The organism is Neobacillus muris (genome assembly GCF_943193175.1).
In the GTDB taxonomy this organism is placed as follows: Bacteria; Bacillota; Bacilli; order Bacillales; family Cytobacillaceae; genus Neobacillus; species Neobacillus muris.
The window spans coordinates 57786-72423 of the sequence record NZ_CALPDF010000013.1; the positions used below are offsets into that span (position 1 = coordinate 57786).

11 protein-coding genes are annotated in these 14638 nt (G+C 49.2%); 10 read left to right on the forward strand and 1 reads right to left on the reverse strand.

The window, feature by feature from the left end; all coding sequences use genetic code 11:
- Positions 1-33 precede the first annotated feature (33 nt).
- Positions 34-285, reverse strand: a complete 252-nt coding sequence (locus tag NFS43_RS11170) for a hypothetical protein (RefSeq protein WP_251551749.1) — start codon at positions 283-285, stop codon at positions 34-36.
- Positions 286-465: 180 nt separating this feature from the next.
- On the opposite strand from NFS43_RS11170, the gene NFS43_RS11175 reads away from it, so the two are divergent.
- The 10 genes from NFS43_RS11175 to NFS43_RS11220 all read left to right on the forward strand — a co-directional run bounded on the left by NFS43_RS11175 (position 466) and on the right by NFS43_RS11220 (position 14512).
- Positions 466-2556 (forward strand): (Fe-S)-binding protein, encoded by a 2091-nt coding sequence (locus tag NFS43_RS11175; protein WP_251551750.1) that lies wholly within the window; start codon positions 466-468, stop codon positions 2554-2556.
- A 284-nt stretch (positions 2557-2840) separates the two neighbouring features.
- Positions 2841-4022 carry an acetyl-CoA C-acetyltransferase gene (locus NFS43_RS11180; protein ID WP_251551751.1) on the forward strand — a complete coding sequence of 394 codons (1182 nt, stop codon included), beginning with the start codon at positions 2841-2843 and terminating at the stop codon, positions 4020-4022.
- Between the two features lie 3 nt (positions 4023-4025).
- A complete protein-coding gene (locus NFS43_RS11185; protein WP_251551752.1) occupies positions 4026-4877 on the forward strand; it encodes a 3-hydroxybutyryl-CoA dehydrogenase in 852 nt (283 codons plus the stop codon).
- 23 nt (positions 4878-4900) lie between these two features.
- On the forward strand, positions 4901-6028 hold the full coding sequence (locus tag NFS43_RS11190) for an acyl-CoA dehydrogenase (RefSeq protein ID WP_251551753.1): 1128 nt from the start codon (positions 4901-4903) through the stop codon (positions 6026-6028).
- A gap of 261 nt (positions 6029-6289) precedes the next feature.
- Positions 6290-7429 (forward strand): acyl-CoA dehydrogenase, encoded by a 1140-nt coding sequence (locus tag NFS43_RS11195; protein ID WP_251551754.1) that lies wholly within the window; start codon positions 6290-6292, stop codon positions 7427-7429.
- A gap of 40 nt (positions 7430-7469) precedes the next feature.
- Positions 7470-8102 (forward strand): TetR/AcrR family transcriptional regulator, encoded by a 633-nt coding sequence (locus NFS43_RS11200; protein ID WP_251551755.1) that lies wholly within the window; start codon positions 7470-7472, stop codon positions 8100-8102.
- 5 nt (positions 8103-8107) lie between these two features.
- Positions 8108-11368 carry a fused isobutyryl-CoA mutase/GTPase IcmF gene (icmF, locus tag NFS43_RS11205; RefSeq protein ID WP_251551796.1) on the forward strand — a complete coding sequence of 1087 codons (3261 nt, stop codon included), beginning with the start codon at positions 8108-8110 and terminating at the stop codon, positions 11366-11368.
- A gap of 194 nt (positions 11369-11562) precedes the next feature.
- Positions 11563-11760 (forward strand): hypothetical protein, encoded by a 198-nt coding sequence (locus NFS43_RS11210; protein WP_251551756.1) that lies wholly within the window; start codon positions 11563-11565, stop codon positions 11758-11760.
- Positions 11761-11968: 208 nt separating this feature from the next.
- On the forward strand, positions 11969-12559 hold the full coding sequence (rpoE, locus tag NFS43_RS11215; protein ID WP_251551757.1) for a DNA-directed RNA polymerase subunit delta: 591 nt from the start codon (positions 11969-11971) through the stop codon (positions 12557-12559).
- Between the two features lie 357 nt (positions 12560-12916).
- The gene (locus tag NFS43_RS11220) at positions 12917-14512 is read left to right on the forward strand and encodes a CTP synthase (RefSeq protein WP_251551758.1); all 1596 of its coding nucleotides are present in this window, start codon (positions 12917-12919) and stop codon (positions 14510-14512) included.
- The last annotated feature ends 126 nt before the right edge of the window (positions 14513-14638 follow it).

Sequence of the window (14638 nt, forward strand, 5' to 3'; positions counted from 1 at the left end):
CTCCCGCGCTTTCTCCTTTAACAGCTGAAAAAATTACAAACTAAATGCGTCATTTTTGATGATATAAAATAGTACATGAACATGATTTTTGGCCGCGCGGATTTCAGCGAAATAGTCCTGGAACAGCTTCTTTCCATGAGGAAAAATCTCCAAATCGCCATGAAGGATTGGGGTCTCCATTTGAGCCGAACAAGCAAGATGCTTCTTTTTTCCTAAGCTATAATCTAGAACAAGCCATATAATGAACAGAAGAATCAGTCCGATTATCGCAAACACAACATTCATTGGAAGCCATCCTCCAGTCTGTTGTAGTTTTTCCTAGAAAAATCATTTCTATAAGTTTGCAAAAATCGTTTGACTGAATGCTCATTCATTTTTATAATATGAGTAAGATGTTCAGAAAATTTATTATTTTCTACAACTTAAAAACAATTGGGGAGAGAAAGAGGAAAGGGGCGTTTCAATGTGAATGGACTCTTATGGGTCAACCTCATTGCGTTTTTAGCTGTAACCGCTTACGCGATCAGCCTATTCGTTTATGTTGTCAAGACTCGCATCGAGTACATCAAGCTCGGCAAAAAGAGCGAGTTTGATAACAATGTGAAAGCACGGCTGGAAAAAATCTGGATCAACGTATTTGGACAAAAGAAGCTGTTGAAGGATAAGAAAAGCGGCACAATGCACGTGATGTTTTTCTACGGCTTTATACTGGTCCAATTCGGAGCCATTGATTTTATTTGGAAAGGGCTCGCGCCGGGGTCCCATCTGCCGCTCGGCCCGCTATATCCAGGCTTTACCTTCTTCCAGGAAATCGTCACCTTAATGATTTTAGTGGCAGTGGTCTGGGCTTTCTACCGCCGCTATATTGAAAAATTGGTCCGGCTAAAACGGAATTTCAAGTCCGGTCTCGTGTTAATTTTTATCGGAGGCCTGATGCTGTCCGTGTTAGTAGGAAATGGCATGGGGATCATCTGGCACGGGGAAGAGACTTCGTGGACGGAGCCGGTTGCCTCGCTGATCGCCGCTATTTTCTCTGGAATCGGCAAAACCGCGGCTGTCTCGATCTTCTATGTGGCCTGGTGGATTCACCTGCTGTTCCTGCTGACATTCTTAGTTTACGTGCCCCAGTCGAAGCACGCCCACTTGATTGCCGGTCCGGCCAACGTCTATTTGAACCGTTTGGAAAAGCCAGGCAAATTGAAAAAGATTGATTTTGAAGATGAATCGCAGGAATCGTTTGGGGTTGGAAAAATTGAAGACTTCACCCAGCTGCAAATGGTCGATTTCTATGCCTGCGTAGAATGCGGCCGCTGCACCAATATGTGTCCAGCGACAGGAACAGGCAAAATGCTGTCACCAATGGATTTGATTGTGAAAATGCGCGATCACTTAACGAATTATGGTGCCTCCGTGACGTCCAAGCAGCCATGGGTGCCGGCCTTTGCATTTGCGAACACAAAAGGCAATCAGCTGGCACTGGCCGCTGCCGGCCAAGGCGCTGAAGAAGCGGCTGCTGCTTCGGTCTATAACCCAAGCTTAATCGGCGATGTCATTACCGAGGAAGAGATTTGGGCCTGTACAACCTGCCGCAACTGTGAGGACCAGTGCCCGGTTATGAACGAGCACGTTGATAAAATTATCGATCTGCGCCGTTATTTAGTTTTAACAGAAGGAAAACTGGATGCCGATGCCCAGCGTGCCATGACCAACATTGAACGCCAGGGCAACCCTTGGGGATTGAACCGCAAAGAGCGCGAGGACTGGCGCGAGCTTCGTGAGGATGTTGAGATTAAAACGGTTAAGGAAATGAACAAGGCAGGTGAAGAGTTCGAATACTTATTCTGGGTCGGCTCGATGGGCTCCTACGACAACCGCTCGCAAAAGATTGCTTTATCTTTCGCCAAGCTGCTGAATGAAGCAGGCGTGAAGTTTGCTATCCTGGGCAACAAGGAGAAAAATTCCGGCGATACCGCCCGCCGCCTTGGCAACGAGTTCTTGTTCCAGGACTTAGCCGCAAAAAATATCGAGGAATTCAAAAAGGCGGAGGTCAAGAAAATTGTTACCATCGACCCGCATGCCTACAATATTTTCAAAAATGAATACCCTGATTTTGGGCTGGAGGCAGAGGTCTACCACCATACCGAGGTTCTCTACCAGCTAGTCAAGGAAGGCCGTCTCGTGCCGAGCCATGAGGTCAACGAAACGATTACGTTCCATGACTCGTGCTACTTAGGCCGCTATAACGACGTCTATGACCCGCCGCGGGAAATTTTAAAATCGATCCCTGGCGTGAAACTGGTGGAAATGGAACGGAACCGCGAAAAAGGCATGTGCTGCGGCGCTGGCGGCGGACTCATGTGGATGGAGGAAGAAACCGGCCACCGCATTAACGTAGCCCGTACCGAACAGGCTTTATCGGTCAGCCCGTCCGTCATCAGCTCCGGCTGTCCATACTGCCTGACCATGCTGACCGACGGAACCAAAGCAAAAGAAGTCGAAGACAAGGTCTCTACCTATGACGTCGCAGAGCTTCTTGAAAAAGCAGTCTGCGGGTGAGGCCGTTTGGCGGTCATTGAGACCGCCAAGCTCCTAACAAACAACAATAGCAGAGTTGAGTTCTTATCATCATAAAATCTGGAAAATTTTATGTAAAAACAATTCAACTTCTGCTATTTTTCATGTAAAATAGAACCATCGATTAAAACGCTTACATTTCCAGTTGAATTGGGCGTGGGCAGCTTATAAGCCTGCGTGCTTTTTTGGATAAGCATCGAGCGAGCGTTCAGTCAGTAAATGCGGCAATAAAATACTGAATATTGGGAAAAGGGAGAGTGGATCGGATGGGGAAAACGGTCATCTTAAGCGGAGTTCGAACACCATTTGGAAAATTTGGCGGTGGATTAAGCAGCTTGAAAGCGGTGGAGCTTGGGGGAATTGCCATCAAGGAGGCATTAAAGCGAGCCGATGTCAGACCTGATGAGGTGGAGGAAATGATTTTTGGAACGGTCCTCCAAGGAGGACAGGGGCAAATTCCGTCCCGCCAGGCTGCACGCCACGCCGGCCTGCCCTGGGAAGTCAAAACGGAAACGATTAACAAGGTGTGCGCCTCCGGTTTGCGCAGTGTCACATTGGCGGACCAAATCATCCGTGCCGGCGATGAGGAAGTGATTGTCGCGGGCGGCATGGAATCGATGAGCAACGCGCCTTATTTTTTGCCAAACGCCAGATGGGGCATGCGGATGAATGATGGGGCTGTGAAGGATTTAATGACTCATGATGGCCTAAGCTGCAGCTTCACCGGCGTGCATATGGGGACATACGGAAACTCAACGGCGGAGGATTTGGAGATCAGCCGGGAGGCCCAGGATGAGTGGGCATATCGCAGTCATCAGCGGGCGATTGCGGCGATTGAAAATGGCAAGCTTGCCGAAGAGATCATTCCAGTCGAGGTGCCGCAGCGCAAAGGGGCCCCAATTGTGGTTGAACAGGACGAAGCGCCGAGGAAGGATACCACGTTGGAAAAATTGGCAAAGCTCGGACCTGCGTTTGGCGGCGGCACTATAACGGCGGGCAACGCGCCAGGGGTCAATGACGGGGCCGGAGCGCTTGTGTTAATGAGTGAAGAGCGCGCCATCCGTGAAGGCCGCTCGATTGAAGCGGTGATTATCGGCCAGGCGGCAGTAGCCGTGGAGGCCAAGGATTTTCCGAAGACGCCTGGGCTGGTCATCAATGAAATTTTACGAAAAACGGGCAAATCGCTAGAGGAAATCGACTTGTTTGAAATTAATGAGGCATTCGCAGCCGTGGCATTGGCAAGCAAGCAGATTGCCGGCCTTGATCCGGAGAAAGTCAATGTCAATGGCGGTGCGGTGGCCCTCGGCCACCCCATTGGAGCAAGCGGTGCACGGATCATCATTACATTGATTCACGAGCTGAAGCGGCGCGGCGGCGGCATCGGCATTGCGGCAATTTGCAGCGGCGGCGGACAGGGCGACGCAATTATGATTAAGGTGGGGGAGTAAAGTATGAAGGTTGAAAAGGTCATGGTGGTTGGAGCCGGTCAGATGGGCTCGGGAATTGCCCAGGTTTGTGCCCAAGCGGGATATCAAGTTGTTCTAAATGATTTGAAACTAGAATTTGTTGAACGGGGATTAGGGATCGTCAGCAAGAATCTTTCGCGCAATGTGGAAAAGGGACGGATGACGGAGGCGCAGAAGCAGCAGGTGTTAGACCGGCTGGCCGCATCCACGGAGCTTAACGATGCAGCTGGAGTCGACCTTGTCATCGAAGCGGCAGTGGAAAACATGGACATCAAGGCGAAGATTTTCGCCCAGCTGGACGAAATCGCCCCGGCACATGCCATCTTAGCAAGCAACACGTCGTCACTGCCAATCACGGAAATTGCGGCGGTGACCAAGCGTCCGGAAAAGGTCATCGGCATGCATTTTATGAATCCGGTCCCAGTGATGAAGCTGGTCGAGGTCATCCGCGGCCTGGCAACATCTGATGAAGTCTATCACGTAATCGAAGACATGGCCAAAACATTGAACAAGGTGCCGGTGGAGGTCAATGACTTTCCAGGATTCGTGGCGAACCGGATTCTGATGCCAATGATCAATGAAGCGATTTATACGCTGTATGAGGGGGTCGCCGCGAAGGAAGCCATTGACGAGGTGATGAAGCTTGGCATGAACCACCCGATGGGACCGTTAACCCTGGCAGATTTTATCGGCCTGGATACCTGTCTTTACATTATGGAGACCTTGCATGAAGGCTTTGGCGACGATAAATACCGCCCTTGCCCGCTATTGCGCAAATACGTCAAGGCCGGCTGGCTCGGCAGGAAAACGGGCCGCGGCTTCTACACATACGAGTAAGTCCTCCAAAGGAGCGAGGAATCATGAATTTTACTGAAGAACAAGTGATGCTGCAAAAAATGGTCCGTGACTTTGCAGCCAGCGAGATTGAGCCGTTTGTGGAAAAAATGGAGCAAGGCAAGTTCCCCCGGGAGATTTTAAAAAAAATGGGGCAGCTGGGGCTGATGGGGATCCCGATTCCGGAAACTTACGGCGGCGCCGGAATGGACTTTATTTCCTATGTGAGCACGATCCATGAATTGTCCAAGGTAAGCGCCACGGTGGGCGTAATCTTGTCGGTTCATACATCGGTTGGCACGAATCCGATTCTTTATTTTGGGACAGAGGAGCAAAAGCAAAAATATATTCCCAAGCTGGCTGCCGGGGAATATCTAGGGGCATTTTGTTTGACGGAAGCAGGCTCGGGCTCCGATGCAGCAAGTCTTAAGACCCGCGCGGTCAGGCAGGGTGACCACTATATCTTGAATGGTGCGAAAATGTTCATTACCAATGGCGGCGAGGCCGACATCTATATCGTGTTTGCCAAGACAAATCCCGATAAAGGGGCGAGAGGCATCTCGGCGTTTATTGTGGAAAAAACGGCACCGGGCTTTGTGGCCGGCAAGGATGAAAAGAAAATGGGGCTTCATGGGTCACGGACGGTCCAGCTGACCTTTGAGGATATGCAAGTCCCTGCGGAAAACCTGTTGGGCCGTGAGGGAGAGGGGTTTAAGATTGCCATGGGCAACCTCGACGTTGGGCGCATTGGGATTGCTGCCCAAGCGCTGGGGATTGCGGAAGCCGCCTTGTCCGCCGCCGCCGCATATGCGAAGGAGCGGCATCAGTTTGGCAAGCCGATAGCTGCCCAGCAGGGGATTGCCTTTAAACTGGCGGATATGGCGACCCATGTGGAAGCAGCGAAACTATTAGTCTATCAAGCCGCGGATTTGCGGAACCGGGGCGAGAAATGCGGCAAGGAAGCTTCGATTGCCAAGCTGTTTGCCTCACGGACAGCGGTCGAGGTGGCAACGGAAGCTGTCCAGGTGTTCGGCGGCTATGGCTATACCAAAGACTACCCGGTCGAGCGGTATTTCCGCGATGCAAAGATTACGGAAATCTATGAGGGCACGAGTGAAATTCAGCGGATGGTGATTAGTAAGCACCTTTTGTAATTTGATTTGTAAATAATATCCTTTTGCGTGGCCAGCTTCCAATTTTTGTAGAATTGTTGCTGGAATTTGTAGAATCTGAGGGTGATTTTGTAGAATCCACTTTAATTTTTGTAGAATCGCCTGCTGGATTTGTAGAAATCCGGAAGCTTTAGCAAATCTTTAAGCCAATTTTTATAAAAAAACCATCCTTTTGACAACGAATCGAACGAAATAAACCGATAAATAGAACGAAATGACCAATCGTAAGGGAGAGACGTACCAATGAACTTTAAACTAACCGAAGAACATGAAATGATCCGAAAAATGGTCCGGGATTTTGCCAGAAACGAGGTCGCGCCAACCGCTGCGGAACGCGATGAGGAAGAACGGTTCGACCGGGAGCTTTTTGAAAAAATGGCCGAACTGGGGCTGACGGGAATCCCGTGGCCGGAGGAATACGGCGGCATCGGCAGCGACTACCTAGCTTACTGCATTGCCGTTGAAGAACTGTCCCGCATCGATTCCTCGATCGGCGTCACCCTGTCGGCCCATACCTCGCTTGCCTCCTGGCCGATCTATAAATTTGGCACAGAGGAGCAAAAGCAAAAGTACCTGCGCCCGCTCGCGGAAGGGTCGAAAATGGGGGCCTATGGCCTGACTGAGCCAGGCAGCGGTTCTGATGCAGGCGGCATGAGGACAACCGCACGGCTGGAGGGTGACCATTATGTGATCAACGGTTCAAAAATTTTCATCACCAATGGCGGCGAGGCCGAAATCTATGTCGTGTTTGCCTTGACCGACCCATCCAGCCGGCAAAAAGGCACGACTGCTTTTATTATCGAAAAAGATTTCCCAGGATTTTCGGTCGGCAAAAAAGAAAAGAAACTCGGCATCAGATCATCCCCTACCACTGAATTAATTTTTGAAGACTGTAAAGTTCCCGTTGAAAACCGGCTGGGAGAAGAAGGGGAAGGATTTAAAATTGCTATGATGACCTTGGACGGCGGCCGCAACGGCATCGCAGCGCAGGCAGTTGGGATTGCTCAGGGGGCGCTTGATGCGGCCGTCGATTATGCGAAGGAACGTCATCAATTCGGCAAGCCCATTGCTGCCAACCAAGGCATCAGCTTCAAGCTAGCCGACATGGCCACCAGCATTGAAGCTGCCAGACTGTTAACCTACCAAGCCGCTTGGCTGGAATCCAATGGCCATCCTTACGGGAAAGAGTCGGCGATGTCGAAACTGTTTGCCGGCGATACAGCAATGAAGGTCACAACAGAAGCGGTGCAAATCTTTGGCGGCTACGGCTATACGAAGGACTATCCGGTTGAGCGGTTCATGCGCGATGCGAAAATTACCCAAATCTATGAAGGCACCCAAGAAATCCAGCGTCTCGTCATTTCGAGAATGCTGACGAAATAAATACGGCGGATCGCTTGACTACGATAAAGGCGGTTGAGATATGAGCAAAAGGGAGGTTCAGGCTTCGGTCAAGGATGAGCGCCTCGTCCAGAAGCGGCGCGACCAAATGATCAAAGGAGCCGTTGCACTTTTTAAACAAAAGGGGTTTCATCGGACGACCACGAGAGAAATTGCCAACGCGGCAGGCTTCAGTATCGGAACGCTGTATGAATACATCCGCACCAAGGAGGATGTCCTTTATTTGGTGTGCGACAGCATCTATGACCATGTCAGCGACCGGCTGCAGAAGGACCTGGAGCTGAAAAAAGGCAGCATTGAAAGCCTGAAACAGGGAATTGCTGACTTCTTTCATGTCATGGATGAAATGCAGGAGGAAATTCTCGTCATGTACCAGGAGGTCAAGTCTTTATCCAAGGACGCCTTGCCCTATGTGCTGAAAAAAGAGACGGAAATGACGGGCATGTTTGAGAGCCTGCTGGTCAAATGTGTGGAAAATGGCGAGCTCGATTTGTCGGAAAAGCAAGTCAAAATCATCGCTCACGATATTTTTGTCCAGGGGCAAATGTGGAGCTTTCGCCGCTGGGCGCTAAGAAAATTATTTACTCTTGATGAATACATTGAACTGCAAACCGATCTGCTGTTATCGGGGATCAAAAAAGGGGGAGAAGGATGAAACCGATGGGAAACTATCAGCCGAAGCATCATATCCGTTTTGTCACGGCATCGAGCCTGTTCGACGGCCACGATGCCTCGATTAATATTATGCGGCGCATCCTCCAATCAAGCGGGGCTGAGGTGATTCACCTTGGCCATAACCGCTCCGTCGAAGAAGTGGTGAATGCCGCAATTCAGGAGGACGCCCAGGGGATTGCCATTTCCTCGTATCAAGGCGGGCATGTCGAGTATTTCAAATACATGTACGATTTATTAAAAGAAAAAGGGGCGCCCCATATCCGGATTTACGGCGGCGGGGGCGGTGTGATTATTCCTAGGGAAATAAACGAACTGCATGAATATGGCATTGCCCGGATTTTTTCTCCCGACGACGGCCGGGAGTTCGGGCTGCAAGGCATGATTGATATCATGATCCGGGAATGTGATTTTTCAACCGTCACAGAGGATATTAGCGGGCAGATTGAAAAACTGCCAGCAGGGGATGTCAACGCCATTGCCAAGCTTATTACATGTGCCGAGCTGCAGGCGGACCAGAATTCCGAGGCGGCGGCCAGTGCTGAATTGGTGCTGGAAAAAGTCAAACAGCTGGAAAAAACGATTCCGGTAGTGGGAATTACGGGAACAGGCGGCGCTGGAAAAAGTTCGTTGACAGACGAACTCATCAGAAGGTTTATCAATGAGTTTCCTGACAAAAAAGTTGCTGTGCTGTCTGTTGACCCGACGAAGCAGAAGACAGGCGGGGCGCTGCTTGGCGACCGGATCCGCATGAATGCGATTTTTTCGCCCAATGTTTATATGCGCTCGCTTGCGACAAGATCCTCGAAGACGGAGCTGTCGCTCGCGATCAAAGACGCTTTAGCCGTCACGAAATCGGCCAACTTTGACCTGATTATTGTGGAAACGAGCGGTATCGGCCAGGGTGACGCTGAAATTACCGAGATTTGCGATGTGGCGATGTATGTGATGACTAGCGAGTTCGGGGCGCCGTCCCAGCTCGAAAAAATCGACATGATTGACTTTGCCGACTTGATTGTGATCAATAAATTTGAGCGCAAAGGCTCAGAGGATGCCAAGCGCCAGGTACAAAAGCAGTATCAGCGCAGCCATATGCTGTTTGAAAAGGACTTGTCTGAAATGCCGGTCTACGGGACAATTGCCAGCCAGTTCCATGATGCCGGCACCAATGCATTGTTTGCGGCCCTGATTGAAAGAATAAACGAGAAAATGGGCACGGATTGGCTGACCGCTTTTTCAAAAAAGGCCGTGGTTGAAAAGCAAAATGTCATTATTCCAACTGACCGCCGTTATTATTTGAGGGAGATCACCGAAACCGTAAGAAATTATCATAAAAGGGCAGAGCAGCAGGCGGATATTGCCCGCAAATTGTTCCAGCTGGAAGGGGCGATGGCGGCTGTCAAAGAGCAGGGCAGCGGGACTCCCGAAGTGCTGGCGGCTTTGGAAGCGATCAAGCAGGAAACAGAGGCCCAATTAACACCAGAGTCTAAACGTATTCTTGATAACTGGGAAAAAACGAAGTCAGCCTATAACGGCGGGCAGTTTGTGACAAGAATCCGAGATAAGGAAATTATTACGGCCTTGACTACTACGAGCCTGTCCGGACTGAAGATTCCGAAGGTTGCCCTGCCGAAGTATAAGGATTATGGGGAAATTCTCCGCTGGGTATATCGTGAAAATGTGCCAGGTTCGTTCCCGTATACAGCAGGGGTGTTCCCGTTCAAACGTGAGGGTGAGGATCCGAAACGCCAGTTTGCCGGCGAAGGCACGCCGGAGCGGACGAACCGCCGCTTCCACTATTTATCCAAGGATGATCCGGCCAAACGGCTGAGTACGGCCTTTGATTCGGTGACCCTTTATGGAGAGGACCCGGATTACCGTCCGGACATTTACGGGAAGGTCGGTGAGAGCGGAGTCAGCGTTTGTACGTTGGATGACATGAAAAAACTGTACGCCGGGTTTGATTTGTGCCATCCGTCCACGTCTGTGTCGATGACGATCAATGGCCCGGCTCCGATTATTTTGGCAATGTTTATGAATACGGCGATCGAACAGCAGGTGAAGAAGAAGGAAGCTGAGCTGGGGCGGGTGCTGACCGTAGAAGAGTTTGCTGAAGTGAAGGCCTATACGCTGCGGACCGTCCGCGGTACGGTGCAGGCGGATATTTTAAAAGAAGATCAGGGCCAGAACACGTGCATTTTTTCAACGGAATTTGCGCTAAGGATGATGGGGGACATCCAGCAGTATTTCATTGACCATAAGGTGCGCAACTATTATTCGGTGTCGATTTCCGGCTACCATATTGCGGAGGCGGGAGCGAATCCGATTTCCCAGCTGGCGTTTACTTTGTCAAACGGGTTTACCTATGTGGAGTACTACTTGAGCCGGGGCATGAACATTGATGATTTTGCGCCGAACCTGTCGTTCTTTTTCTCCAATGGACTGGATCCTGAATATACGGTGATTGGCCGGGTAGCGCGGCGGATTTGGGCGGCGGTGATGCGTGAGAAGTACGGCGCCAATGAACGCAGCCAAAAGCTGAAATACCATGTTCAGACCTCTGGGCGCTCGCTGCATGCCCAGGAAATCGACTTTAATGATATCCGCACCACGCTGCAGGCGTTAATGGCTCTGCATGATAATTGCAACTCGCTTCATACTAATGCATATGATGAAGCGATCACGACACCGACGGAAGAATCGGTGCGCCGGGCGATGGCGATTCAAATGATCATCACAAAGGAGCATGGCTTGACGAAAAATGAAAATCCGCTTCAAGGCTCGTTTATTGTGGAGGAGCTTACGGATTTAGTGGAAGAAGCGGTATTGCAGGAGTTTGACCGACTGAATGACCGCGGCGGGGTGCTTGGGGCAATGGAGACCCAGTATCAGCGCGGCAAAATTCAGGATGAGTCGATGTACTATGAGATGAAAAAACATACGGGTGAACTACCGATCATTGGCGTGAATACCTACTTGAACCCGAATCCTCCTTCCCAAGAGGAAGTCAACAACATGGAGCTGGCCAGGGCAGCCAAGGAAGAAAAAGAACTCCAAATCGCCAATTTGCGCGCCTTCCAAGCCGCTCACGCTGAACAGGCGCCAGCTGCATTAAACAGGCTAAAACAAACAGCCACAGGCGGCGGCAACATCTTCGCCGAACTCATGGAAACCGTCAAAGTCGCCAGCCTCGGCCAAATCACCAAAGCCCTATACGAAGTCGGCGGCCAATACCGCCGAAATATGTAATAGAGGGAATAGTGGGGACAGTCCCCCGGCATGGCAACGCGGTAAAGTGCTGGGGGACTGTCCCCCAGCTTGTTAACGCAGTAAAGCAGTGGGAGGAAGTTCCAAAAATATTTTTGGCGGATGTGTTCCAAATATTGTTTTTTCTTATATAATCTATCTTGAGTGTGAACTTCTGTGTTGGGCGGGTGTCAGCGATGAAGGGTATTCAGATTGTATTATTTTTGGTTGTTATGGCCTGGCCGTTGTATTACCTTTATGAGCGGCAGCTTGGAGCGATTTCGTTTCTTGTGCTGGCGATTTTTTTTGGCGTGATTTCGTATAAGGAGACCAAAAAGCTTAAGGAACAGGACAAATGTGGCGGGAAGAACGGAAAACGGGAAAAAATCAAGTAAAACCGTTGCTGGAACTAGCATAAACGGGAAGAATTTGTTTATAATGAAGAATATGGTTTTCTAGCGGGTGGAGTTTGATCCGGCGCATGGGCGCGCGGTTATGCCGCAGCAATGAACTTATATCATTTTTTATACATAACCATACGCAAGAGAAATGTCCGTTAACCACTCTAATTAGGGTGTCAAATAGAGAAAGGAAGTGCCGATATTGAGTTTAGCACAGTACTCAAAAGAGGAGTTACAAGACCTAGCCCTCATCGAAATCGCATATGAATATTTGAAAAATAGCAAGCAGCCGATTGGCTTCCAGGATTTAGTCAATGAAATTGCATCAGCTTTAGGACTTTCCGAACAGGAAATACGCTCTCGCTTGGCACAATTTTATACAGACATCAATATCGATGGCCGGTTCTTGTCCTTAGGTGAAAACCGCTGGGGCCTTCGCACGTGGTACCCAGTTGATACGGCTGAGGAAGACGTGGTTAGTGCTGTGAAGCCGAAGAAGAAAAAGGCCAAAAAGGTTGTCGATGAAGAAGAGCTCGATGATTTCGATGAAATCGAAGAGGACGATTTTGATGACCTTGATGACTTTGACGATGAAGAGGACGTCTTAGATGATGAGGAAATCTTTGAAGACGAGCTCGATGATGAAATTGATGAGTTCGATGAAGAAGAAGAAGTCATAGAAGAAGACGAAGACTTCGATCTCGATGAGGACGAAGAATTGGAAGACGACCTTGAGACAGAATTGGAAGAAGACGAAGATTTAGCGATCGATGAAGAAGAGGAAGACCTATAAGCGTACTTGGCAAGTCCAAAAAAGCAGTTGACTTTTTGGGCGGTACCTTGTATTATCTTGTTTGGGCTCCTTAAAAAAGGACGATACAAATAGTTAATGTAATGCGCTCCCCTTACACAGCGTAAGAGGAGCGCTTTTTATTTTTGGTCCGGCAAAAAATGAACTGGCTGCCGCGCTGGCGGAAGCTCGGGGTAAACCGAAAGAACTCCGTCGCAGTGGGGTTTTTTCATTTTTAGGAACAAAGCATTTGAGTGGACCCCCTATTGCAAATTGGGTGGATATTTGCCAAAAGAAATTTTTAAAAAATCCATTAACAATCTAAATAATGCACAAACTGTATTTGAGGGGGAATTATTGATGACGAAGTATATTTTTGTGACTGGCGGTGTGGTTTCATCGCTGGGAAAAGGAATTACCGCTGCATCCTTAGGAAGATTATTAAAAAATCGCGGATTGAACGTGACGATCCAAAAATTTGATCCTTATATTAACGTCGATCCAGGGACAATGAGCCCCTATCAGCACGGTGAAGTATTCGTAACCGATGATGGCGCTGAAACTGACTTGGACCTTGGCCACTATGAGCGCTTTATTGATATTAATTTAAACAAGTACAGCAACGTGACAACAGGGAAAGTCTACTCTACGGTCCTCCGCAAAGAGCGCCGCGGCGATTATTTGGGCGGAACGGTTCAGGTTATTCCGCATATTACCAATGAAATAAAGGACCGCGTTTTCCGCTCTGGCAAGGAAACTAATGCAGATGTTGTGATTACCGAAATTGGCGGAACGGTTGGTGATATCGAATCGCTGCCATTTTTAGAAGCGATCCGCCAAATTAAAAGTGATATTGGCAGTGACAATGTTATGTACATTCACTGTACCCTGATTCCTTATATTAAAGCAGCTGGGGAAATGAAAACAAAGCCGACCCAGCACAGCGTCAAAGAATTGCGCAGTCTAGGCATTCAGCCAAATATTATCGTTGTCCGTACGGAAATGCCAGTCTCCCAGGATATGAAGGATAAAATTGCCTTGTTCTGTGATATTGATGCTAAGGCAGTTATCGAATGCCGGGATGCTGATACGCTTTACTCGATTCCGCTTGCCCTGCAGGAGCAAAACATGGATCAGATCGTTTGCGACCATTTGAAATTGGTGACTCCAGAAGCAGACATGACCGAGTGGCAGCAGCTGGTTGACCGTGTCCTTCATCTTTCTAAGAAAACACGGATCGGCCTTGTCGGAAAATATGTGGAGCTTCAGGATGCTTACATTTCCGTTGTGGAAGCAATGAAGCATGCCGGTTACAATTTTGATGCAGACGTGGAAGTGAAGTGGATCAACTCTGAGCATGTGACACGCGAGAATGTAGCGGAGCTGTTGAATGATGTTGATGGCGTGCTTGTTCCTGGCGGCTTTGGTGACCGCGGGATTGAAGGGAAAATTGAAGCGACCCGCTATGCCCGTGAAACGAAGAAGCCATTCTTGGGCATTTGTTTAGGCATGCAGCTGGCGACGATTGAGTTTGCCCGCAATGTGCTTGGCTACGGGGATGCTCATTCATCCGAATTTGTTCCAGACACGCAGCATCCGATTATCGATCTGCTTCCTGAGCAAAAGGATGTAGAGAATTTGGGAGGCACGCTTCGTTTAGGCTTGTATCCTTGCCGCTTGGTGGAAGGAACCAAAGCGTTTGAAGCTTATGCGGAAGAAGTGATTTATGAGCGCCACCGCCACCGCTATGAATTCAACAATCATTATCGCCAGCAGATGGAAGAGGCCGGCTTTGTATTCTCAGGCACAAGCCCAGACGGACGATTGGTGGAAATTATTGAGCTGAAGGACCATCCATGGTTTGTAGCTTCCCAGTTCCATCCGGAATTTGTCTCAAGACCAACGCGCCCGCAGGCCTTATTCCGTGAATTTATTAAAGCAACGATTGATCAATAAACTGAAGAAATCAGAGTTAGGAGCTGCACCCGAATTGTTAGAAACAACAAACAATTCGGGGTGCAGTTTTTTTATGAAAAAAATCATTTGAATAAAAACTAGAGGCAGCTATTGAAGACAAAAAGT

Coding starts and splice junctions, on each gene's coding strand:
- NFS43_RS11220 (WP_251551758.1), top strand. CDS start 12,917: ATGACGAAGTATATTTTTGTGACTGGCGGTGTGGTTTCATCGCTGGGA.
- icmF (WP_251551796.1), top strand. CDS start 8,108: ATGGGAAACTATCAGCCGAAGCATCATATCCGTTTTGTCACGGCATCG.
- NFS43_RS11195 (WP_251551754.1), top strand. CDS start 6,290: ATGAACTTTAAACTAACCGAAGAACATGAAATGATCCGAAAAATGGTC.
- NFS43_RS11180 (WP_251551751.1), top strand. CDS start 2,841: ATGGGGAAAACGGTCATCTTAAGCGGAGTTCGAACACCATTTGGAAAA.
- NFS43_RS11185 (WP_251551752.1), top strand. CDS start 4,026: ATGAAGGTTGAAAAGGTCATGGTGGTTGGAGCCGGTCAGATGGGCTCG.
- NFS43_RS11200 (WP_251551755.1), top strand. CDS start 7,470: ATGAGCAAAAGGGAGGTTCAGGCTTCGGTCAAGGATGAGCGCCTCGTC.
- NFS43_RS11210 (WP_251551756.1), top strand. CDS start 11,563: ATGAAGGGTATTCAGATTGTATTATTTTTGGTTGTTATGGCCTGGCCG.
- NFS43_RS11190 (WP_251551753.1), top strand. CDS start 4,901: ATGAATTTTACTGAAGAACAAGTGATGCTGCAAAAAATGGTCCGTGAC.
- NFS43_RS11170 (WP_251551749.1), bottom strand. CDS start 285: ATGAATGTTGTGTTTGCGATAATCGGACTGATTCTTCTGTTCATTATA.